Genomic DNA, 23,377 nt, shown 5'->3' with positions numbered 1-23,377 from the left:
CCTGCTTTCAGGTGAGGAGGGATTCGCCGATGAATCCGCCCTCGCGGCACCCGGGTGGGATGGCGAAGACGGCCGAGCCGAGTGGAACGGTCCATTCGTTGAGCAGGTCGAGCTGGTCCAGGCGGCGCTGGAGGGGGACGAACTGTCGGTCGACGTCCGCCTGGAAGGAGACGAAGATCAGGCCGGCGTCGGAGACCCGCGCCCCGGCCGCGCCGTCGTCGTAGTTGTAGGCCCGCCGGAAGATCCGCTCGTCCGGGTTGTCGCTGCGCGCCCGGCGCAGGTGCGAGAACTCGGGGATCACGGGGAAGCCGATAGCGGTGGTGGCCTCGAAGTCGGGCTCGTCGAACTCGTCCGTGCCGGTCAGCGGCGCGCCGTTCGACAGGGTCCGGCCCACGGACTGCTCGCGGCCGCCGCGGTCGAGCTCGTCCCACTTGTCGAGGTCCATGTGGATGCGGCGCACCACCATGCCGGTGCCTCCGGCGAGCCAGCCGTCGGTGGCCCAGACGACCCGGTCGAAGTCGGGGGTGCCCGGGGCCGGGTTGGTCGTGCCGTCGACCTGGCCGAACAGGTTCCGCATGGTCGTTCCGGGCGCGACGGTGCCGTGCGCGCGCCGGAACCCCTGCTGGGTCCAGCGCACGGACGCGAAGCTGCGGGTGTCCTTCAGCAGCATGCGCGAGGCGTGGGCGACGGTCAGCGGGTCGTCGGCGGCGATCTGGAGCAGCAGGTCGCCGTCGCTCAGGCCGGGCTCCAGCCGGTCGATCCCGAACGGCGGGAGCGACCGGAGCCAGTCCGGACCGGAGCCCTTGGCCCGCTCGACGAACCGCGGCCCGAACCCGAACGTCACGGTGAGCCGGGCCGGGGCCACGGCGAGCTCCGGCTCGGAGTCCGCGAGCGCCGGGGCGCCCTGGGTGAGCCGGGCGGCGTCGTCGGTGAGGATGCGCATCATGCGGGTCAGGTCGGCGCGGTCGGCGGAGTCGTGCAGGTCGAGCGCGACGAAGAACCCGTGCGCCTGCGCGGGGGTGTCGATCCCGGCCTGGTGTTCCCCGTGGAACGGGACGGTCTGCTCGCCGTGAAGCGGCGGCGGGACGGCCTCCTCGGCGGAGGCGTTCAGCGCGGTGTCGGCGCCGATCGCGGCGGCCGCGCCGACGCCGGCGACAGCCCCTCCGAGGAGGAACTGCCGCCGGGTCGACCCCGACCGCGCGGTGCGTGCACCGTGGTCAGGCGTGGTCATCAGCCGTCCGTGCCCGTGGCGTCGTCCGAGCCCATGTCCATGTCCATGCCGCCCTCGTCGTCGCCGCCGACGTAGTTCTCGTTCGCCCCCGAGTAATCCTTGACGGGGGCCGTGAACTCGTAGGTCGAGTCGTCGGAGAAGGTGAGCGTGAAGGTGACCTCCTCGCCCGCCTCCAGCGGGTCGGCAAGGTCCATGAGCATGATGTGGCTGCCGCCCGGTTCGAGGGTCAGCGTGTCGCCGGCGGGGACGACGAACCCGCCGTCGATCTCCCGCATGATCAGCTCGCCGGTCTCGTTCTCCACGGTCTCGTGGAGCTCCAGCATCGAGGACGCCTCGGTCGTCGCCGAGACGACGGTGACGTCCTGCGCGCCGGAGTTGGTCAGCCCGCCGAACGCGGCGGACATCCCGGAGTCGGCGGCCTTGACCCAGCCGTCGGTGAGGGACATGCCCTCACCGGCGGGCGCTGCGGCGGCGGCGTCGTCCGACGCACCCGCCGGGGCGCAGCCGGTCAGGGCCAGCGCGGCCGCCGCGAGGACGACGCCGAGGCGGGCGGTGGTGGTCGTGGTGCGACGGTTGGTCGGTCGGTTGTTCACAGAAGTGCCTCTCACAGGGTTCCCGACGCGTCGGGGGTGTTCCCGGCGTCGTCGGAGCCGCGCGCATCGCTGCGCCGGCGGAGGAAGTGGACGAGCGCGAACAGGGCCGCCGCGACGGCGGCCCCGCCCGCACCGACGAGGACGACCCGCCAGGGCCCCTCGTCCTTCTGCGCGGTCTGGTTCTGCGTGCTGCTCTGTGTGGTTGCTCCCGGGGCGGCTTCCCCTGGGGCGGGTTCACCCGACGCCGGTTCGTCCGACGGCGGCTCGTCCGCCGCACCCACGGCGTCGTCCCCGGCGTCGTCGGAACCGGAACCCGACCCCGCCCCCGTCTCCTCGCCGTCGCCGACGGCGAACGGGACGATCCCCGTGATGGGGTGCCCGTCGGAGGACACGACCCGCCAGCGGATCTCGTACCCGCCGTCGGGCAGGCCGGGATCGAGGGCCGCGGTGACGACCGCCCCGTCGATCAGGGGCGCGTCGGACACCCAGTCGGTGCCGTCGCCGTCGGTGACGACGACGGCGGCACCCATGTCCAGCACGTCGGCCGAGTACCTCAGGGACACCGTCTCGGGCGCCTCCTGCAGTGTCTCGTCGGACGCCGGATCGCTGGAGACCAGCTTGTCGTGGGCGGACGCGGGGGCAGCGGTCGCGAACAGCGCGACGACGGCCACCGCGAGCCCGGCCACGAGGGGACGGGTTCGGGGCATGAAGGGACCTCTCCTCGGACGTCAGGGATCGACGTCGGCACACACACGGGGACGCACAGGCGTCCCCGCCCGCCGCGCAGGAGCAACCCACGGGGCGAGCACGGAACAGCCCACGGGCACAGGTACGCCCGTGGGGCAGAGCTCAGACCGCGTGCGGTGCGGGAGGTCCCCTCCGCAGGAGGGGGGAGAGCTGGGGGCCCGGGTGGAGCGGGCGGAAGGTCTCGGCGGGCACGCCGGTGCGTGCGGGCGCGACGAAGGAGGTGGGGCGGTCGAGCACGGGCCGGCCGCGCAGCAGCCAGGCGGCCGCGCGGGCGCCGAGCTCGCGCAGGCGCCGCAGCAGCAGCTCCCCGCGGTGCAGGACGACGACGGTGACCGCCGCCGCGATCCCGTGCCAGAGCCACATCTGCGGGCCGCCGTGCAGCAGCTCCACCGGGACCGGCGCGCCGGACGTCGTCAGCGGGGCCATGTCCCCGTGCGCGCCGTGGGTCCCGCGCGGGTTCGCGACGGTCCCCAGCGTGCCGGCGGGGGGGCCGAGCTGGAAGAGCAGGTGGAACAGGAGCTGGCTCGCCGCGACCGACACCGAGAGCCGCGGCAGGGAGAGCCTGCGGCCGACCAGGGCCGTGCAGACGGGCAGCGACAGCACCAACGGCACGAGGACGCCGAGCCAGCCCGGCAGGTCCCCGCCGCCGGCGAGGTGCGAGGCGAGGGCCACGAGGGTCGCCGCCGACGCCGCGAGGACGCCGCGCACTCCGCGCGCGGTCCCCCGTCCGGTGTCGGGTGCGTTCATCGGGCCGTTCCCCCTCGTGACGGTCACAGGACGGGGGTCAGGATATGGGTCAAAGGTCAGCAAAGGGAAGTCCGCTCTGCCGTGCCCCGCGCCCCGGCGGCCGGCCCCTTCCTGGGGCCGCCCCCATGACTTCGGTCGGTTGCGCTGAGATCGGTCCGGCGATGGACCGGTCTCGGTGCAGCCGACCGAAGTCAATCTCAGCGGCCCAGAACCCACCCCCTCAGGAGGCCTCTGGCTCCAGGCCTGCCGCCTGGCGGGCCGCGCTCACGAACGCCACGCGGACGTTGTCCCAGCCGTCCAGGTAGCCGCCGACCAGGGCGGCGTCGCGCAGCAGCACGAGCTGGCCCGCGCGGGTCACGGCGTCGTCGGCCCCGGCGGCGGTCAGGGCGTCCTCGAGCGCCCCACGGAACCAGGCGCGGTGCTGATCGACGGCGCGCCGCACCCCGCTGTCGGCGTCGGGGTACTCGGCGGCGGCGTTGATGAAGGGGCAGCCGCGGGTGTGGTGCCGGGCGACGTCGTCGGCGATGCCCTGGATGATCAGCCCGACGAGCTCGACCGGGTCGTCGGTGGCGCCCTGGGCGCCGTCGAGCGCGGCGCGGAGGTTCGCGTCCTCGACGCCGAGGTAGGCCTCGACCAGGTGCTCCTTGCTCGGGAAGTGCCGGTAGAAGGTGGCGCGCGTGACGCCGGCCGCCGCGACGATGCGGTCGACGCCGACCACGTGGATGCCCTCGGCGTAGAACAGCTCGGACGCGGTGCGCAGCAGGCGTTCGCGCGCCTCGGAGCCTCCTTCGGCGGTCTTGCGGGGAGCGCGGGAGGCAGTGGATCCGGTTGCCATGTCTTTGAGCATAGAACGATCTTTCTCGTGAGGCGTTGACGCTGGCCGGGCGGGGGCGTACCTTCCTGGAATAACAGAGAAAGAACGATCGTTCTTCCTGACGACGGACCGGGAGCCCGGCCCACCGAACCTGAGGAGCCCGCCATGAACGCCACCCCCGACACCACCAGCACCGCCGCCGGCACCACCCCGGAGAAGCTGCCGATCGTCCTGGTCCACGGCCTCTGGATGACGCCCGCGAGCTGGGACACCTGGGCCGAGCGCTTCCGCGCCGCGGGCCACGAGGTGATCGTCCCGGGCTGGCCCGGCATCGACGACCGCGGCGTGCAGGACATCCGCGACAACCCCGAGGCGCTGCGCGGCGTCGGCCTCAAGGAGATCGTCGACCACTACGAGCGCATCATCACCGCCCTGCCGGTCAAGCCGATCATCATGGGCCACTCGTTCGGCGGCGTCATCACGCAGATGCTGGCGGACCGCAGCCTCGGCGCCGCCTACGTCGGCGTCGCCCCCGCGCAGACCGCCGGCATCAGCGTGCTGCCGCTGTCCACGCTGCGTACCGGCCTGCCGATCCTGTCCAACCCGTTCGGCCGCAACGGCGCCAAGCCGCTGTCGAAGGGGCACTTCCACTTCACGTTCGGCAACGACCTCTCCCGCGCCGAGTCGGACGTCCTGTGGGAGCAGTCCGCCGTCCCGTCCTACAACCGGGTCCTCTTCGAGGGCGTCGCGTCGACCATGAACGAGAAGACCGGCGTCACGCACGTCGACTACGCCCGCTCGGACCGCGCGCCGCTCCTGGTGATCACGGGCGGCATCGACCACGTGGCCCCGCCGGCCATCGGCAAGGCGATCGTCGCCAAGTACAACGGCACCGGGAGCCCCTCGGTCGTCGAGTACGTGGAGTACGCGGGCCGCACGCACCGGCTCGTCTCCCAGACCGGCTGGGAGGAGATCGCGGACCACGCCCTGACCTGGGCCACGTCGCACGCCACCGTCGCCGCATGACGGCGGCGGCCCCGCCGTCCCGCAGCACCATGACCGCGGACCTGGTTGCACTCTGGCCTCTCAGAGTGCAACCAGGTCCGCGTTCATCTGCGGGTGTTCACTACAGTTCACAAGGTGCGCATCGAAGTCGACGGGCGGCCCGCCGAGGCCGCCGACCTGTTCAGCACCTACGGGCACTTCACGGCCATGCAGGTGCGCGACGGCGGCGTCCAGGGCCTGACCAACCACCTGACCCGGCTCGACGCCGCGCAACGCGAGCTGTTCGGCCTTCCTCTGGACGGCGAGCGGGTCCGCGACCTCGTGCGGCACGCCCTGGCCGGGACGCCCGACGCCGGGGTCCGGGTCACGCTCCGGGACGCCGAGCACGTCATCGTCTCCGTGGCCGACCCGCGCGAACCGCCCGCCGCACCGCAGCGGCTGCGCTCGGTCCCCTACCTGCGCCCGTTCCCGCACGTGAAGCACCTCGGCGGGTTCGCCCAGGCCGAGTGGGCCCGCCGGGTCGCGCTCGACGGGTACGACGACGCCCTGCTCACCGGCCCCGACGGCACCGTCGCCGAGTCCTCGATGGCGAACATCGGCTTCCTGGAGCCCGACGGCGCCGTCGTCTGGCCCGACGCGCCCCAGCTCCACGGCACCGCGATGCGGCTCGTCGAGGACACCACGCCCTCGTCCCGCCGGAGCGTCACGCTGGCCGACGTCGGCGGCTTCGCCGGGGCGTTCCTGGTCAACTCGATCGGCGTCGTCGCCGTGGCGTCGGTCGACGACGTCCCCCTGCTCGACGCCGGCCCGCTCCTGACCGATCTCGTGGCCCGGCTGGCGGCGGTCCCCTGGGACCGCATCTGACCCGCCGCGCCGCGCCGAGATAGAGCCCTGGCGAAGTAGAACCAGGGCGAGATAGAACGCCGGCGAGGTAGAACTGCAGCGAGGTAGAACCCCAGCGGCGCTGGAGTTCTACCTCGCTGCAGTTCTACTTCGCCCTGGTTCTACTTCGCCAGGGTTCTATCTGGGCGGGCCGGGGTTAGCCGCAGTACTCGTTCAGCTCGAAGTCGTGCACCACCGTCTGGCCCTTGATGATGCGCGCGGACTTCGACTCCGGCGGGTACCCCGTCGCCGAGCTGAGCAGCGCCAGCCGGTTGTTGGAGACCCCCATCCAGCGGGCGTACCCGCCGTCGGGCCCGGTCACGAGGGTGACGTCGTACTCGGAGCCGTCGATGACCACGAACGCGCCCTCCAGCGGCACGGTCTCGTCGTCACAGGTAACGCCCGTGACCGTGCCGGCGATCTTGCCCCAGCTCGCGGGCGGGGTCACCGAGAGCGACACCTCGACGCGGGGCTCGGCGTACGGCGTGCCGCCGTCGGCCACCACGGAGGAGGTGTAGGTGCCCGGCTGGTCCACCCGGCTGCTGTCCAGGTCGACGAAGACCTTGGCGGACTTGCCCGGGGCCAGCGTGAACGCCGGCGGCTGGACGTCGAGCCACGGCACGTCGACCGTGGTCTCGCCGGTCACGTTGAGCACCGTGTGCATGTCGGGGAACCCGAGGTCCTCGACGGTGCTGGGCTCGGGGGTGCCGCAGTCGTCGGACGCGATGTACGACGGCGCGGTCTCCGGCTCGGCGTTGGACCCGACGAAGAACTCGCCGTCGCTGACGACCTCGACCACGAGCGTGCCGGACGCGGTGCCGGTGACCGGCACGTCGACCAGCGTGAGCTCCTGCGCCTCCAGGGTCACGTCCGCCGAGCCGACGGGCGTCATGTTGGCGTAGACGAAGTCCCCGTCCAGCTCGTACAGGTTGACCGTGACGGCGGTGTTCGCCGCCGCGGTCTCGACGCCGAACGACACGTTGGTCACGGCGAGCTCACCCTGGATCTCGAAGTCCTCCAGCGTGAACGTCCGCAGCCACTGCGTCTGGCTCCCCACGCAGCCCACCGAGTTGCCCGCCGTGATGTCCTGCGACGAGGAGTGGGTGATGGTGGTCCCGTCCGCGAGCAGCGCCGGCGGGGCCGACGGCGTCGCCGTCCGGCCGGGGTGCTTCCCGTTCCGGGCGAAGCCGTCGTCCTTCGCGGCCGCGACGCCCTTCGCGCCCTCAGCCCCGCCGGAGGACGGAGCCGTGCTCACCTCCGTCACGTCACCGGTGGCGCCCTTGATGACGCCGGTGCCGGACGCCGACCCGAGGATCTCGAAGTCGGACGACGCCGGTGCCACCTCGACGTCCGCGGGCGCGGTGCCCTCGTTCGTCACGGTGAACGAGCCGGACCGGGTGCCACCCAGCCGCACCTCGCGGGCGATCTCGCCCGGCGAGACCGTCAGGAGCGGGGCCGCGAGCTCCACGTCCTGGCGGGCGATCGTGTCGGCGACGACCGTGACCGTGGCCTCGGCGGACTCGTAGTCCTTGGCCGCGTAGCCGACCTGCTGCTCGCCGGTCTCCGGGGAGAACAGCGAGTAGTACCCGGCGTCGACCGTCGGGTTCTCGGGGTCGGACGTCTTGACGCTCGCCTCCCCCGCGCTCACCGTGGCGCCGTTCACGCCGTCGCCGGTGTTGAGGTCGTTGACGAACCCGGCCACGAGGCCGCCCTCGACGGGCGTGCACGCGCCGATGCCGACGTTGTCGACCTGCCACCACAGGGTCCACGCGGCGTCGCCGTAGTGGAACCGGACCCGCACGTCGGACTCGCCGGCGCCGGCCGCGATCGGCACGACGGTGCGGCCGAGCGCGTCGGAGGTCTGGTGCAGCACCGTCTCCCAGGTCTCGCCGCCGTCGACGCTGAGGTCGACGTCGGCGAAGTCGCCCAGCGCGCCGTACGACTGGTCGAACGTGAGGAGCGGGGCCTCGACGTCGGACAGGTCGTAGGCGGGCGACGTGAGGATGGTGTCCTGCGACCCGTCCGGGCCGTAGGCGTCGCTGTTCACCTCGGCGAACAGGCCCTCGCCGCCGGTCATGTTGCTCGCCTCGAACCGGTCGTCGAACGTCCAGACCTGCTCGGTGCCGGCCACGTCCTCGACGGTCCAGCCCTCGGGCACGTCGCCGGACTCGAACTCCTCGACCCCGGCGCCCGCCCCGACCAGCTCGTAGCCGGGGGCGGTGCACTCGGCGAGCGCGGTGACCGCGGCGTCGGCGGAGACCGGCTCCGTGCCGACCTCGACCGCCTGCGTGAAGGCCCCGTAGCCCGTCACGGACGGCCGCACGACGAGCGTGTGCGTGGCCGACTGCGGCAGCTCCAGGGTGTACTCGCCGGTGAACGGGTCGGTCCACGCCGAGACGCTGCTCGGTGCGCCCTGCACCGTGACCTCGGCGTCGAGCGGCCAGCCGTGCCCGGAACCGTCGGTGACGGTGCCGCTCACGGTCGTCGTCGGCGCGGCCTCCAGGGTGACGTCGACCGTGACGGTCTCGCCCTCGACGACGTCGGCCTGCGCCGCGCCGTCCACGTACCCGAAGGCCGTGACGGTCAGGTCGTGCGACCCCTCCTCCAGGCCGAGGCGGAACGCGCCCTCGGCGTCGGTGGTGTCGGAGCGCTCGCCGGAGGTGACGCGCGCGCCGCCGACGGGCTCGCCGTCGGCGTCGGTCACGGTGCCCGCGACGAAGCCGTAGCCGTCGATCGGCGCGGCCGCGACGAGCGCGGCGACGTCGAGCTTGCCCTCGCCCCAGACGTTGTTGTCGGCGGGGGTGCCGCCGCAGGTGTCGTCGTCCACGTCGACCGCGGTCTGGTCGAGCAGGGCCTGGGTGCCCTCGATGTCGCCCACCAGGACGGGGGCCGCGCTCCACAGCAGCGCGACGGCGCCCGCGAGGTGCGGGGAGGCCATGGACGTGCCGCTGAACTCGGCGTAGTCGCCGCCCGGCACGGACGAGCGCACGTTGTCACCGGGGGCGGACAGGTTCGGCTTGGTCACGCCGTCGGCGCCCGGGCCGCGCGAGGAGAACTCGGCGATCTCGCCGGACTCCCCGAACGCGCCGGACGCGTAGGTGGCCACGTTGGCGCCGGGGGACGACGTCGACTGGCAGCCCGCCTCGCCCGCGTTGCCCGCCGCCCACGCGCCGAAGATGCCGGCCGCCTCCCAGGCGGCGATCTCCTCGGACATGAAGTCGTCGATGGCGCCCGGCGCCTGCTGGCCCCAGGAGTTGTTCACGACCTGCGGCCGCTGGGACGGGTCGGGGTCCGAGCCGTCGGCGCGCGTCGGCGCCAGGATCCACTGGCCCGAGGCGAGCAGGTCGGCGTCGGAGCAGGACGCGCAGCCGTTGGCCGCGATCCAGTCGGCGCCCGGTGCGACACCGACCTGGTTGCCCTCGCCGTCGTCGCCCACCATGGTGCCCATGACGTGCGTGCCGTGCGCGTCGCCGTCGCACGGGGCGCCGTCGCAGAAGCCGCCGGCGTCGAACCAGTTGTAGTCGTTGCTCAGCCCGTCCGCGCCCAGGTAGCCGCGGTAGTGCTCCAGCAGGGCCGGGTGCTCGACGTCGACGCCGGAGTCGATGTTGGCCACGGTGATGCCCTCACCCGTGTGCCCCTGCTCCCAGACGTCAGGGGCGCCGATGGCGTCCAGGCCCCACTCGGTCGCCAGCGGCGCCCGCTCGGTCGCGGCCTTGCGCTCGACGGGTTCGATCGGCTGCGCCGCGAACCGCTCGTGCACCTGCTCGACCTCGCGGCTCGCCGCCACCTGCTCGGCGAGCTCCTGCGTGCCGCCCTCGACGAGGATCGCGTTGCTGATCCAGAAGGTCTCGTAGTCGGCGTCCGCGGCCTTGAGCTGGGCGACGACGCCCGCCTGGGACTTCTTGGCGGTGCTGGTCAGGGCGTCGTAGACGTACTGGCCGCGCTCGTCCCAGTCGGCGATGGCCTTGGCCGGCGCGAGGTCCGGGGCGTCGGCGAACCGGACCCAGAAGTCCGCCGTCTCCTTGGCCTCCAGCCGGGTCTGCACACCGGGCGTGATCTTGTCGGCGGCCCGCTCGGGGACGTCGGCGGCCACGACGGGTGCCGGCCCCGCGGGTGCCGGGGTGCTCGCGAGCGCGGGGGCCGCGCTCACCGTGGTGGCCAGCAGCGCGCCGACCGCTACGAGAGCGATCGGCGCGCGTCTGGTGGGCATGCGACTGTGCATTCTTGCCTCCGGGGTGCAAGCGCTCCGGGCGGGGCGCAACCACTGGCCCACGAGCGAGGGCCACGTGACACTCTGGAGAGAAGGGGCGAAAAGGGCAACGAAAGTCCACTGATCACCCCCTGACCGACGGGCCTCAGCTGTTGCGGGCGGCGTCCAGGATCACCTTGGTGACGGCGCCGGGCTGGCTGATCATCGCGACGTGCGAGCTCTTGAGCTCGACCGTCGTGGAGCCGGCGCGCTTCGCCATCGCCCGTTCGGCCTGCGGCGGGATGATCCGGTCGTTCTTGGCCACGATGTACCAGCTCGGGATGTCCTCCCAGGCGGGCGGGCCGGACGGCGTCACCAGCGAGCTCAGGGTCGCCGGGCGCTGGCTGGTGGCCATGACCTCGGCCGTGTCGCGCGGGAGGTCCTGGGCGAACAGCCGCGGGTACCAGACGGGGTCGATGTACGCGTCGGCGTCGCCCTCGGGGGCACCCGGGTACGGGCGCAGCACCAGGTGGTCGATCACCACGGGCGGCGGGCCGCCGCCCAGCGCGTTGGCGTCGGCCACGGTCTCACCCTCCGCGAGCGCGAAGCCCGCCACGTAGACGAGGGCCTCGACGTCCTCGTCGCCGGTCGCGGCGTTGGTGATGACGGCGCCGCCGTAGGAGTGGCCCACCAGCACGATCGGCCCCTCGATGGTGTCGAGGAACAGGCGCAGGTACTCGCTGTCCGACGTCGGGCCGCGCAGCGGGTTGGAGAACGCGAGGACCGGGTAGCCGCGGTCCTGGAGGCGTTCGGTGACGCCGGACCAGCCGCTGGAGTCGGCGAACGCTCCGTGGACGAGCACGATCGTGGGCTTGGCGTGGTGTCCCGGGGAGCCGTGGGAACCGTGCGAGCGGGCCGGCGCCGCAGCACCGGTCACGGACGAGAGAGCGAGCAGTGCCGTGGCGAGCGCGGCGACCAGTGCGGTAGGGCGGGTGAAGCGTCTCCTGGCCATCGGTGTGTCTCCTGTCGTGGTTCGGACACCAAAGATCATCCGCAGCGGGCCGGGTGAATGGACCACGTGAAGCGCGTAGTCCCTCGCCGTCGGACCTACGGTGGGCGGATGGAGACCGCCGCCGCCCCCGTGGGGCGCGACGAGGAGCTGCGCCGGCTCACCACGCTGCTGAGCGGCGCGCGCAACGGCCGCGGCGGCTCGCTGCTGGTCCTGGGCGAGCCGGGGATCGGCAAGACCTGTCTGCTGACCGCGGCGACGCGGGCCCCGGGCCTGGTCACGGTGCGGCTGGACGGGTACGAGTCGGAGTCGACCATCCCGTTCGCGGCCGTGCAGCGGCTGGTCTCGCTGCTGCGCGAGCACTGCGCGGGGCTCCCGGAGCGGCAGCGGGAGGCGGTGCTCGTGGCCTCGGGCCAGGCCGACGGGCCCGCCCCGGACCGGTTCCTCGTGGGCCTCGGGGTGCTGGGGCTGCTCGCGGCGGCGGGGGCCGGGACGCCGGTGCTGTGCGCGGTCGACGACGCGCACCTGATCGACGCCGAGAGCCTGGACGCCCTCGCCTTCGTGGCGCGGCGCCTGGCGGTCGAGAACGTCGCGGTCGTGTTCGCGGCCCGGGACGACCCGGGCTTCGCCGACCGGATGGGCGGGGTGCCGCGCCTCGCCCTGGCCGGGCTGGACCACGAGGCGTCGGTGACGCTGCTGAACCGGTCGGCGGACCGGCCGCTGGCACCGTCGGCGGCGTCCGCCATCGCGCGCGCGACCGGCGGCAACCCCCTCGCGCTGATCGACCTCGCGGGCGACGCCCTGGTGCACGAGCTGCCCGACCTGGGCCTCGGCGGGGCGCCCGTGCCCGTGGGCCGGCACCTGGAGGAGCACTACGTGCGCCAGGTGCGGCGGGCCGACCCGCGCGTGCAGTCCTGGGTGCTGCTCGCCGCGGCGGACTCGACCGGGAACATCGACCTCGTGACCGCCGCGGCCGGGCACGTCGGGCTGGGGCCCGAGGACGGCGACCGGGCCGAGGTCGCGGGACTCGTGGCGCAGCAGCCGGTGGTGCGGTTCCGGCACCCGCTGGTGCGGTCCGCCGTCTACAACGCCGCACCCGGCGGCGAGCTGCGCCGGATGCACGGGGCGCTCGCCCGCGCGGCCGACGGGCTCGGCATGGTCGAGTCCGAGGCCTGGCACGCCGCCCGCGCCGTGCTGGGCACGGACCCCGCGGTCGCCGACCGGCTGGCGCACACCGCGGACCTCGCCGCCCGGCGCGGCGGCCTCGCGTCGCGCGCGACCATCCTGACGCGCGCCGCCGAGCTCACCCCGCCCGGACCGGTCCGCGGGGCGCGGCAGGCCGGCGCCGCCGAGGCCGCGCTCGCCGTCGGGGCGGCCCACGTGGCGCAGCGCCTGGTCGACGGGATCGACACGACCGAGGTCGACGCCGTCACGCGCGGCCGCGTGATCTCGGTGCGCAGCGCGCTCGCCATGTTCACGGCCGACACCGACGGCGTGCGCCGCGCCACCGCGGCGAACCTGGAGGCGGCCGACGCGTTCCACGGGCACGACGCCGAACGGGAGCAGGTCGCGCTGCTGCGCGCCTTCGAGTCCTGCTGCACGGCGGAGCGCCTGATGATGGGCGTCACCCGGGAGAAGCTGGGCCGGCGGCTCGCCGTGGGCGCGGAGCTCGCCGCGGGCCCGACGTCGGACATCCTGCGGGGGCTGGGCGCCCTCGTGCTCGACCCCTACCCGCGGGCGGTCGGGCCCGCACGGGCCGCGCTCGACGCGATCCTCGCGCTCCCCGACGCCCGGATGATGCACATGGGCAGCGCCATCGCCGCGCTCGGCACGTTCCTGTGGGACGACGCCGGACGCGCCGACGCGCTCGCCCGGGCCGCCCAGGCGGCGCGCGACTCCGGTGCCCTGCAGGTGCTCGACACGCTCCTGTGGGTCATGGCGATGTCCGAGCTGTGGGGCGGCACCCTGCGGCGCGCCGTCGGCTACGACGAGCTGGTCCGCGAGGTGCGCCACGCCATGGGGTACGACGCCGAGAACGTGCCCAACGTCGCCGTCCTCGCCTGGAGCGGGGCGCCCCGGCCCACCGTCGAGGCCATCGCGGAGGGCACCGCGACGACGGGGTTCGGCGGGGTCGAGTCGTCCGCCGTCGCGTCGCTCGCCGTCCGCGACCTCGCCGAGGGCAGCTACCAGGCCGCCTACGAGCGGCTCGTCCCGCTCATCACCGACCCGTTCCTGCACGTCACGCCCGACCAGTACCCCGACTACGTCGAGGCGGCCGCGCGCAGCGGGCACCTCGACGAGGCGGCGCGCGTCGCGGGGCTGCTGGCCGAGCTCGCCGACGCGAACGGCTCGGCCTGGTGCCGCGGGCTCGCCGAGCGGTCGCTCGCGCTGGCCGGGCCGGACGAGGACGCCGAGCGGCACCACCTCGCCGCGGTCGAGATCCTGGGCCGGACCGGCGCGGAGATGGACCGGGCCCGCGCCCACCTCGTCTACGGCGAGTGGTTGCGCCGGGTCCGACGACGGCGCGACGCCGCCGAACAGCTCCGGCTCGCCCTGCGGCACCTGCACCACAGCGGCGCGGAGCTGTTCGTCGCGCGGACGGTCGCGGAGCTGGCGGCGCTCGGCACGGCCCCGGAGGACCTCGACTCCCCCGAGCCCCGGTTCGGCCTGACGGCGCAGGAGCACACGATCGCGCGGCTCGCGGCGCGCGGGCGCACCAACCCGGAGATCGCCGCCAACCTGTTCATCAGCCCCAGCACGGTGGACTACCACCTGCGGAAGGTCTTCCAGAAGCTCGGCGTGACCTCCCGGCGGCAGCTCGCGGACCGGCTCGCGGGGTCCTAGCGCAGGTCAGGGCCGCGTGGGGCTGCGTGGGCCGCGCTGACGGACTACGTGGTTCACGTGGTCCGCGCACCCCCGTGCGGGCGGGATGGTCGAGGGGTCATCACCCGATCCACCCACCCGACCGACCCGAGGGGGCCACCATGCCTTACGTCACCGCGGACGACGGCGCCGAGATCTTCTACCGGGACTGGGGCACCGACGGTACGCCCGTGCTGCTGAGCCACGGCTGGCCGCTGAGCTCCGACGCGTGGGAGGCGGCCGCGCTGTTCCTGGCGGAGCGGGGCCACCGCGTGATCGCGCACGACCGCCGGGGGCACGGCCGGTCCAGCCAGACCTGGCAGGGCAACGAGATGGACACCTACGCCGACGACCTCGCCGTGCTGGTCGACGCCCTCGACCTGCGCGACCTGACCCTCGTGGGCCACTCCACGGGCGGCGGCGAGATCGTGCGCTACATCGGCCGGCACGGCACCAGCCGGGTCGCCAGGCTGGTGCTGGTCTCGGCCGTACCGCCGCTCATGCTGCGCACCGCCGACAACCCGGAGGGCCTGCCGGCCGAGACCTTCGACGCGATCCGCGCGGGCGAGCGGGCGAACCGCGCCCAGCTCTACCGCGACCTGGCCGACGGCCCGTTCTTCGGGCACAACCGGAGCCAGGACGTCGCCCAGGGGTTCCGCGACGCGTTCTGGCTGCAGGGCATGACCACCGGGCACCGCGGCGCCTACGAGTGCATCGCCGCGTTCTCGGCCACGGACTTCCGGCCCGACCTCGCCGCCGTCGACGTCCCGACGCTCATCATCCACGGCGACGACGACCAGATCGTGCCCTTCGCCGTCGGCGGCAAGCGGTCGGCCGCGCTGGTCGACGGCGCCGTCCTGACCGTCTACGAGGGCGGCGCCCACGCGCTGCCCGACACCGAGCGCGACCGGCTGCACGCCGACCTGCTGGCGTTCATCGACGGGTGACCGGTCCCGTCCTGCGATCTTCCCGTCCGTCCCTGCCCGTACCTGCCCGTCCCCGCCCGCCCGTCCGCAGATGAAGGAGCACGCTCATGAACGCAGCACAGCCCGACACGGTCGTCCTCGTCCACGGCCTCTGGATGACCCCACGGAGCTGGGAGGCGTGGGTCGACCACTACCGGGCCAAGGGCCTGAACGTGGTGACCCCCGGCTACCCCGGCTTCGAGGTCGAGGTCGAGGCCCTGCGGGAGGACCCCGACATCATCGCGAGGCTGACCGTCCCCGAGACCGTCGACCACCTCGCCGGCGTCATCGAGGCGCTGCCGAGCAAGCCGATCATCATCGGGCACTCGTTCGGGGGCACGCTCACGCAGCTCCTGCTCGCCCGGGGGCTCGGCGCCGCGGGCGTCGTGATCGACTCCGCGCCGACCGAGGGCGTGCGGGTCAGCCCGTTGTCCCAGGCCAGGTCGCTGTTCCCCGCGCTGAAGAACCCCGCCAACCGGCACCGCGCCGTCGGCTTCACGCCCGAGGAGTTCCACTACGCGTTCACGAACACGCTCTCGGAGGAGGAGTCCCGGCAGGTCTGGGAGCGGTACGCGATCGCCGCGCCGGGGCACTGGGTCTGGGAGTACGGCCTGTTCGCGAACTTCAAGCCCGGGCCCCAGGAGACCTGGGTGGACTACGCCGCCGACCGCGCTCCCCTGCTGTTCATCGCCGGCAGCGAGGACCACATCATGCCGCCGGCGGTGAACCGCTCCAACGCCAAGCACTACGACAAGTCGCCCGCCGTCACCGAGTACTACGAGTTCGAGGGCCGCGACCACTGGACGTGCGGGGCGGAGGGCTGGCAGGAGGTCGCGGACCACGCGCTGGCCTGGGCCCAGAAGCACGCGTCGGCGGACAAGCCGGTCGCCTGACAGGGCTGATCCCCCATCTCCTTCGAGACCTAAGTTTCTTCGCTTTGGGGCGCCCCAAAGCGAAGAAACTTAGGTCTCAAAGGTGCGTCCTCGGGCCGCGAGTCAGGACGACGTCGTCGACGGCGTCCCGGTCGACGTCCCGGTCGGCGCCGGGGCAGACGACGTCGCGGCCGGCGTCGCAGGCAGGCCCGGGGCCGACGGCGGGGATGCCTCCGGTGTCGGCGCCGCGGCCGGCTCGATCCCGTTGACCTCCGGCGTGATCCGGCGTCCGACGGCGTACGACGTCGCCGCGATCCCCGCGCACCCGGCCACCACCACGCCGATGAAGGCCCCCGCCCAGCCGTGCTCCAGCAGCACGCCCGCCACCACGGGCCCGGCGATCGTCCCGGCCTGGAACGAGCCCGACCCGATCGCGTTGTACCGGCCGCGCAGGTGCGCGGGCGCCATGTCGTTGGTCAGCGCGGGCAGCACCGACTGCATGAGGGTCTCCCCCAGGCCGAACACAGCGTGGAACGCCAGCACGATCACGACGGCGGTCAGGCCGCCGGGCATCAGCCCCGTCACACCGAGCAGCAGCCAGGCCGCCGCCCACACGACGGCCATGAGCGCCAGCACGCGCGTCCGCCGTCGTCCGCGCACGCGGTTCATCACCCAGAACTGGAGCGCCACGATGACCACCGTGTTGACCACGAACGCGAACCCGATGGCGCGTGTGGAGACCTCCGCGATCTGCCGCGCGAAGGCCGGGAAGCCGCCCTCCATCTGCCCGTAGCCCACGAACGCCGCGAGCAGCCCGAGCGCGGCGAGCCACAGCACCTCGGGCCGGCGCAGGATCGCGAGGTAGCTCTCGCCGCCCGCGTCGGCGTCGTGCGGCCGGTCCACGCGGCCGTGCAGGTGCCGCAGCGGCCCGAGCAGCACGACGACGGGCAGCAGGAACGTCGCGGCGTTGACCAGGAACGCCATCACGAAGGTGCCGGGCCGGTCGACGTCGACCACGAGGCCGCCCACCACACCGCCGACGCCGACGCCGAGGTTGAGCAGTGCGAAGTTCACGCCGTAGTACCGCTGCCGCAGGTCGCCCTCGACCACCGTGGCGACCAGCGCGTTCACGGACGGCCAGCCGACGCCGAGCTGCACGCCGAACAGCGCGAGCCCGAGCGCCGCGACAGCGGGCGTCGTGGCGAAGGCCAGCACCGAGTAGCCCGCGACCGCGAAGAACAGGCCGGTGAGCATGATCCGGCGGGCGCCGTACCGGTCCACCAGGGCGCCGGCGGGGCCGGTCACGAGCACGCCGACCACGGCGATCAGGCCCATGAGCGCGCCGGACAGGGCGAGCGAGAACCCGCGCACCTCGTGCAGGTAGATGATCGTGAAGGGAAGCGTCAGGCCACGGCCGAAGAACTGCACCACCACGGTGGACAGCAGCCAGCGGCCGTCCTGCGGCAGGTCCGCCCAGAATCCCAGGGCGCCGGTACGGGGAGAGGATGTCACTGCCTGATCCTGACCCCCGTGGCACCGCCGGGAAAGCGGATTTCGGCCGTCACCGTCGCGAGGTCACGAACGTCACACCGGCACGGGCGTCCCCTCGGCGCGCACCCAGCCGCGCGTCGCGGCGTGCCAGCCGAGCTGCACGCGCGTCTCGACGCCGGCCAGGTCCATCAGCGCCCGGACCCGCCGCTGCACCGTGCGCAGCGACGTGCCGAGCTGGTTGGCGACGGCCTGGTCGGTGAGCCCGGCGAGCAGCAGGCCGAGCACCTTGGCGTCGTCGTCGTCCACGTGCTGCACGACGTCGCCGGCCAGGCCGGACGTGCCCACCAGCAACGGCGTCGACCGCGCCCAGACGTTCTCGAAGAGCGCGAGCAGGGAGTCGAGCAGCGTGCTCTCGCGGACCAGCAGCGCGCCCACGACGTCGCCCGACGACGTGAGCGGCAGCAGGGCGAGCCGGCGGTCGACGAGGATCAGCTTGAGCGGCACCTGCTCGGCGAAGCGGACGTCCTCCCCCGCCTCGGTCGCCTCGACGGCCTCGTCGATCGTCACGTCCTGGCTCTCCAGCATGCTGCGCTCGACGACCACGCGGTACTGCACGCCCCGCTCGACGGCCTGGCCCTCGGCGGAGTTCTCCTGGCTGGACGTGACGATCACGGGCGGACGGACGAACGCGTCGACGCACTCCCGCGCCCCGAGCTGGAGCTGCTCGAACCGGTGCCGCACGGCGTCCTCGCCCCGGATCACGTCGACGACGTCGGTGGGGCCCCGGCCCGCCGCGGCCACCCGGTAGACCTCCTCCAGGCGGCTGAGCTCGACCTCGGCGTGCCGCACCTCGTCCTGACGCCGGGCGAGCAGCGCGCCCAGCGCGATGGCGGGCGGCGCGGCGGCGAACCGGCGCTCGTCCCCGGTGAGGCGTGCGGCCAGCCCGTGCTCCTCCAGACGGCGGAGCAGGCGGTGCGCGTCACCCAGGGAGGTCCCGAAAGGGCTGAGCGCGGCGGCGAGGTCGGCCACCGTGGCCGAGGGCATGGCGACGAGCTCGCTGTACGCGAGGGTCTCGTCAGGGGTCAGTCCGAGCACGTCGCCGAGCATGGCACTCCTCCGTCACGTCGATGGGTGCCCAACTCTGGCGGAGTCACGACATGCCGTAAAGCCGCCACGATGCGCCTCTTGTGACGTGTCGTCCCTCGCTGGGATTGTCCAGGTCCATGAGATCCCCCACTCGGCGCGGGCTGTCGGCCGCCACCCGGGCCGCCGCGGCCGTCGCCGCGACCGCCCTGGTCGCCGCCATGGCCACCACGGCGCACGCGAACACCGAACCCACGTCCGGCTCCGGGCCCGCCTCCGGCGGCACGACGTCGGACGGCGGCAACACCGCCGGCACCGCGCCGCAGACCCCCGCGCTGGCCGACGGCCGCACCACCGTCACGCTGGTGACCGGCGACGTCGTGGACGTCACCGCCACCGACGGCGGCGCGCTGACCATCGGCGTCGAGCCGGCCGACGGCGGCGCCGTCCGCACCCAGCAGGTGGGCGACCACCTCTACGTGGTGCCCGACGCCGCGCTGCCGTACCTGGCCGCGGGCACGCTGGACCGCCGGCTGTTCGACGTCACCGCGCTGCTGGAGATGCAGTACGACGACGAGACCGTGGCCGCCACGCCGCTGATCCTGGAGCACACCCGGGCCGCCGCGCGCTCCGCCGCGACCGAGCTGCCGGGGGCGAAGCGCACGCTCGACCTGCCGAGCATCGACGCCTCCGCCGTGGACGCGAGCAAGAAGAAGGCGTCGGCGTTCTGGTCGGCGGTCGCGGCACCCGAGGCCGGCTCGGCCCGGTCCGCGCGCGGCGCGGCCGACGACACCGGCACGTTCGCGGGCGACGTCGAGAAGATCTGGCTGGACGGCAAGGCGGAGTCCACGCTGGACCACAGCACGGCGCAGATCGGCGCGCCCGAGGCGTGGGCCGCGGGCTTCGACGGCACGGGCGCCTCCGTGGCCGTGCTCGACACCGGCATCGACGCCACGCACCCCGACGTCGCGGACCAGATCGACGAGGCGGAGTCGTTCGTGCCCGGCCAGGCGGTCGACGACGACCAGCAGGGGCACGGCACGCACGTGGCCTCCACGGTGCTCGGCACGGGCGCCGCGAGCGAGGGCCTCTACAAGGGCGTCGCCCCGGGCGCCGACCTGCTGGTCGGCAAGGTGCTCGACAACGACGGCTACGGCCAGGACTCCTGGATCATCGCGGGCATGGAGTGGGGCGCCGCGAACGCGGACGTCGTCTCCATGAGCCTCGGCGACTCCAGCCTGAACGACGGCACCGACCCCATGGCGCAGGCGCTGAACGTGCTGAGCGAGGAGACGGGCGCGCTGTTCGTCGTCGCGGCCGGCAACAGCTACGCGGAGGGTTCGCTCGGCAGCCCGGGCACGGCGGACGCCGCCCTCACGGTCGGCGCGGTGGACGACGCCGACGTGCGCGCCGACTTCTCCAGCTACGGCCCGCGCGTGGGCGACCACGCGATCAAGCCCGACCTGACGGCGCCCGGCGTCGGCATCGTCGCGGCCCGCTCGCAGCAGTCGGGCGGCACCGGCTGGTACGTGTCGATGAACGGCACCTCCATGGCGACCCCGCACGTCGCGGGCGCCGCGGCGATCGTCAAGGGCGCGCACCCGGAGCTCACGGGCGCCCAGCTCAAGGAGGCTCTGGTCTCCTCCGCGGCCGACATCGACGCCCCCGCGTACGAGGTGGGCACGGGCCGCCTGGACGTCCCGGCCGCGCTCGACGGCGTGGACGCGTCCGGCGGCGGGTTCCTCGGCTTCTACGACTGGCCGCACGACGGCGACGAGCCGGCGAGCAGCACCGTCACCTACACCAACTCCACGGACGCCGACGTCACGCTCGCGCTGAGCACCGACGTCACCGGGCCCGACGGCGCGGCGAGCGACCTGATGACCCTGTCCGCCTCCGAGGTGGTGGTCCCGGCGGGCGGCACGGCCGACGTCACGGTCACGGCCGACGCCGACGACGCCGGGCTGCCCGGCAAGTACAGCGGCGCCGTCGTCGGGACGGACGCCTCCGGCGAGATCGCCGTCCGCACGGCGACCGCGCTGATCAAGGAGGAGGAGCGGTACGGCCTCGACATCACGGCGCTCGACCGGTCGGGGAAGCCGGCCACCGGGTACGTGGACTTCTACCGCTACGGCGACCAGTTCGTCGCCACCCTGCCGATCGACCCGGCCACGGGCGAGGTGCCGACGCAGCGTCTGCTGCCCGGCGTCTACTCCGCGACGGCGTTCCTCGACGTCGAGGGCTCCAACGGCGCCGGGTCCACCGGCATCGCCCTGGTCGGCGACCCGCAGGTCGTGATCTCGGACGCCGACCAGGAGCTCGTGCTGGACGCGAGCACGGCCGACGAGCTGACGCTGCGGACGCCCCGCGCGAGCGACGTCTCGTACCGCCGGTTCCAGTTCTTCAACGACTCCGGCATCGGCGGCCTGTACTCGACGTTCGGCGCCACGTACGCGATCCCGGCCGACGTCGACTCGTTCTACGCCGCGCCCACGGGCACCGTGGACAGCGCCGACTTCGACTTCGCCGTGCGCTGGCGGGCCACCGAGCCGGCCCTCGACGTGACGGCCTGGGCTCCCCTGCCCGTCGGATTCGACCCGGTCTACCAGTCCGGTTCCGCGCGGCTCGACGGCCGCGTCTCGCTGCGGGCCGTCGCGGCCGGCACGGGGACGGCGGACGAGTACGCGGGCGTCCGCGCCCAGGGCAAGGCCGTGCTCGTGACCCGGGACGACGCCGTCTCCGCCGAGGAGCGGGAGGCCGCCGCCCAGGCGGCCGGCGCCGCGCTGCTCGTGGTGGTGAACGATCGTCCGGGGTCCCTGGTCGAGCCCGTCACGCAGGGTGACCTGCCGGTCGTCTCGGTGTCGTCCGCCCAGGGCGCCAAGCTCCTGAGGGCCGCCGCCAAGGGCTGGCTCACGCTGACCGGCAAGGCCGTGGAGTTCCCGACGTACCTGTACGACGTGTCCAAGAGCTGGCCCGGCGCGATCCCCGCCGAGCTCGCCCTGGCGCCGTCGACGCGGCAGCTCGCGACAGTGGAGAGCCGGTACAACGACACCGAGGAGCGGCTCGCCGTCGACGACCGCGCCGACTGCCGCGACTACCAGTGGCCGCCGTGCCTGAGCGTCATGGTGCTGCAGCCCACGGCGTCCGAGCGGACCGACTACGTCTCCACCTACGACGACGTCACCTGGTACGAGAACGTGAACCACGAGAGCGGCTGGGAGCAGCGCGGCGTCAACCAGGCGTACGAGGCGCGCAGCACCACGGTGCGCGACTGGTTCGCTCCCGTGGCGGCGCCTCGCACGGGCGACGGCTACTGGGGCCCGTGGCACGGCGGCGACTGGTTCGCCGTGAACGTGTCCACCGCGGGTGGCAAGGACGGCCTGACCGGCGGGTTCGGCTGGGGCGAGACCCCGGTGACCTCCCGCCTCTACCAGGGCGACACGCTGGTGCGGGAGAACATCGGCCAGGCGGTCCAGCGGACGGTCCCCGCGGTCGACGGGCTCCAGACGTACCGGTTCGAGATCGACACCGACGCCGCCGACGACGCGCACCGGTACTCGACGAGCACCCGCACGTCGTGGACCTTCGTGGCCGACCAGGCCGACGAGGCCGTGCCCGGCGAGAACGGCACGCCGCTCCCGCTGGTCCAGCTCGACTACGACGTCGACACGGCGCTGGACGGCACCGTCCGGGCCGGCTCGACCGTGCCGTTCGCCGTCGAGCCGTACACGGTCCCGGGCGCTCCGCGGGCCGGCACCGTCAAGGGGGCGACGCTGGAGGTCAGCTACGACGGCGGCTCGTCGTGGTCTGCCGTCTCCCTGAGCCGGGACGGCGACCGCTGGAAGGCGAACCTGCGCATCCCGTCGCGCGGCGCCGACCTGGTCTCGCTGCGGGCGACCGCCCGCGACGACGCCGGCAACTCGGTGAAGCAGGAGGTCACGTCGGCCTTCGGCATCGCGGGCAAGAGGTAGGGCTCTCCCGGCGCCGGGTCTAGCTCTCCGACCCGGTGCCGGGGAGACCTGTAGTACGAGAGACGTGTTGCGGGGAGTAGACATCGTCTACTCCCCGCAACACGTCTTCGGGTCAAAATCTCTCTCCTTCGAGACCTAGGTTTCTTCGCTTTGAGGTGACTCAAAGCGAAGAAACCTAGGTCTCAAAGGGGAGAGTTCCACCCGGGCCGACGACGGCGGGGCGGCGGGCGGGCCGCCTCGCGGTCAGCCGGTCAGTCGCAGCTGTCGCAGATGCCCGTGCCCGGGAGCTGCATGTAGCAGGTCGGGCACGTCGGCGGCGCGGGCTCGGGCTCCTGGGCGGCCGCGGCCTTCGTCTTCCGCGCACCCCCGGCCTTCGCGGCGGTCGTCCGGGCGGCCGGCATGGCCGGGGTCGACAGCACCAGGCGCTCGTACCCGCCCTCCTCCTGGCGGACGTCGACGGAGTCCTTGTTGAAGAACGCCGTCACCTCGTGCCCGGTCCCCGGCGAGACCGCGACGTAGGCGCGCGTCGCCGGGATCCAGATGCGCGACGTGTCGAGGCCCTCCGCGATGGCGCGCATGGTCGGCCGGTTCGTCTGCGGCACGTGCAGGGCCTCGAGGGCGGCGTCGAAGGACTCGAAGTCGTCACGGCCGGGGTCGCCGTCGAGCGCGACAAGACACGAACGGCAGATCTTGAACTTCTGCCGGTCCAGGTCGGTGGCGGGCTGGAGCGTCGCCAGCCTGCTGGGGGTCAGGTGCTGGCAGTCCTTGCCGTGCAGCACCTTGCCGTAAGGGACCCGGTAGAGCAGCTCGATCGGGATCTCCGCCCCTGCTTCCGCAGGGGTCACGATGGACGTAGTCACACTCCAGTATGGCGGCTCGCGGAACCGGCTCCTGCCACGCGAAGATTTCTTGTGGC

The 23,377-nt window shown here is 73.6% G+C and carries 16 protein-coding genes; 6 read left to right on the top strand and 10 right to left on the bottom strand.

The genetic code is table 11. The features are described from left to right. Nucleotides 1-7: 7 nt before the first annotated feature. From FHX71_RS02575 to FHX71_RS02555, 5 genes are all read right to left on the bottom strand, one after another. Nucleotides 8-1,231: a Dyp-type peroxidase gene (locus FHX71_RS02575; protein WP_182614281.1), complete on the bottom strand. Its 1,224-nt coding sequence runs from the start codon at nt 1,229-1,231 to the stop codon at nt 8-10. Further along, nucleotides 1,231-1,824, bottom strand: coding sequence for a copper chaperone PCu(A)C (locus FHX71_RS02570; RefSeq protein WP_182614280.1), 594 nt, complete (start codon nt 1,822-1,824; stop codon nt 1,231-1,233). The genes FHX71_RS02575 and FHX71_RS02570 overlap by 1 nt, the downstream gene beginning before the upstream one ends. An 11-nt stretch (nt 1,825-1,835) precedes the next feature. Continuing rightward, entirely contained in the window at nt 1,836-2,531 is a 696-nt protein-coding gene (locus FHX71_RS02565; RefSeq protein WP_220489437.1) for a copper resistance CopC family protein, read from the bottom strand. Nucleotides 2,532-2,673: 142 nt separating this feature from the next. Beyond that, nucleotides 2,674-3,318, bottom strand: a complete 645-nt coding sequence (locus FHX71_RS02560; protein ID WP_182614279.1) for a hypothetical protein — start codon at nt 3,316-3,318, stop codon at nt 2,674-2,676. Between the two features lie 220 nt (nt 3,319-3,538). Next, nucleotides 3,539-4,153: a TetR/AcrR family transcriptional regulator gene (locus FHX71_RS02555; RefSeq protein ID WP_246402160.1), complete on the bottom strand. Its 615-nt coding sequence runs from the start codon at nt 4,151-4,153 to the stop codon at nt 3,539-3,541. 144 nt (nt 4,154-4,297) lie between these two features. Between FHX71_RS02555 and FHX71_RS02550 the strand changes: the two genes are divergently transcribed. Together FHX71_RS02550 and FHX71_RS02545 are read left to right on the top strand one after the other, a co-directional pair. After that, on the top strand, nt 4,298-5,158 hold the full coding sequence (locus tag FHX71_RS02550) for an alpha/beta hydrolase (RefSeq protein WP_182614277.1): 861 nt from the start codon (nt 4,298-4,300) through the stop codon (nt 5,156-5,158). A 114-nt stretch (nt 5,159-5,272) separates the two neighbouring features. Then, a complete protein-coding gene (locus tag FHX71_RS02545; protein ID WP_182614276.1) occupies nt 5,273-6,001 on the top strand; it encodes an aminotransferase class IV in 729 nt (242 codons plus the stop codon). A gap of 175 nt (nt 6,002-6,176) precedes the next feature. Here FHX71_RS02545 and FHX71_RS29640 read toward each other — a convergent pair whose 3' ends face one another. Beyond that, a complete protein-coding gene (locus FHX71_RS29640; RefSeq protein ID WP_182614275.1) occupies nt 6,177-10,229 on the bottom strand; it encodes a S8 family serine peptidase in 4,053 nt (1,350 codons plus the stop codon). A 145-nt stretch (nt 10,230-10,374) separates the two neighbouring features. Next, the gene (locus FHX71_RS02535; RefSeq protein WP_246402152.1) at nt 10,375-11,220 is read right to left on the bottom strand and encodes an alpha/beta fold hydrolase; all 846 of its coding nucleotides are present in this window, start codon (nt 11,218-11,220) and stop codon (nt 10,375-10,377) included. 108 nt (nt 11,221-11,328) lie between these two features. On the opposite strand from FHX71_RS02535, the gene FHX71_RS02530 reads away from it, so the two are divergent. The 3 genes from FHX71_RS02530 to FHX71_RS02520 all read left to right on the top strand — a co-directional run bounded on the left by FHX71_RS02530 (nt 11,329) and on the right by FHX71_RS02520 (nt 15,937). After that, nucleotides 11,329-14,061 carry a helix-turn-helix transcriptional regulator gene (locus FHX71_RS02530; protein ID WP_182614274.1) on the top strand — a complete coding sequence of 911 codons (2,733 nt, stop codon included), beginning with the start codon at nt 11,329-11,331 and terminating at the stop codon, nt 14,059-14,061. A gap of 140 nt (nt 14,062-14,201) precedes the next feature. Continuing rightward, nucleotides 14,202-15,026 (top strand): alpha/beta fold hydrolase, encoded by an 825-nt coding sequence (locus tag FHX71_RS02525; protein WP_182614273.1) that lies wholly within the window; start codon nt 14,202-14,204, stop codon nt 15,024-15,026. Between the two features lie 86 nt (nt 15,027-15,112). After that, nucleotides 15,113-15,937, top strand: coding sequence for an alpha/beta hydrolase (locus FHX71_RS02520; protein WP_182614272.1), 825 nt, complete (start codon nt 15,113-15,115; stop codon nt 15,935-15,937). Between the two features lie 102 nt (nt 15,938-16,039). Here the strand turns inward: FHX71_RS02520 and FHX71_RS02515 are convergent, their stop codons facing one another. Continuing rightward, entirely contained in the window at nt 16,040-17,428 is a 1,389-nt protein-coding gene (locus FHX71_RS02515) for an MFS transporter (RefSeq protein ID WP_312876899.1), read from the bottom strand. 72 nt (nt 17,429-17,500) lie between these two features. Further along, nucleotides 17,501-18,514, bottom strand: a complete 1,014-nt coding sequence (locus FHX71_RS02510) for a hypothetical protein (RefSeq protein ID WP_182614271.1) — start codon at nt 18,512-18,514, stop codon at nt 17,501-17,503. 116 nt (nt 18,515-18,630) lie between these two features. Between FHX71_RS02510 and FHX71_RS02505 the strand changes: the two genes are divergently transcribed. Further along, complete coding sequence (locus tag FHX71_RS02505) at nt 18,631-22,461, top strand: S8 family serine peptidase (protein WP_182614270.1); 3,831 nt, start codon at nt 18,631-18,633, stop codon at nt 22,459-22,461. Between the two features lie 251 nt (nt 22,462-22,712). On the opposite strand, the gene FHX71_RS02500 is transcribed toward FHX71_RS02505, so the two are convergent. Then, nucleotides 22,713-23,306: a hypothetical protein gene (locus FHX71_RS02500; RefSeq protein ID WP_182614269.1), complete on the bottom strand. Its 594-nt coding sequence runs from the start codon at nt 23,304-23,306 to the stop codon at nt 22,713-22,715. Nucleotides 23,307-23,377 lie beyond the last annotated feature (71 nt).

The sequence above is a fragment of the Promicromonospora sukumoe genome (assembly GCF_014137995.1).
GTDB classification, from domain to species: domain Bacteria; phylum Actinomycetota; class Actinomycetes; order Actinomycetales; family Cellulomonadaceae; genus Promicromonospora; species Promicromonospora sukumoe.
Note: the sequence above shows the minus strand (reverse complement) of the source record. Positions and strands in the feature narration are given on the sequence as shown.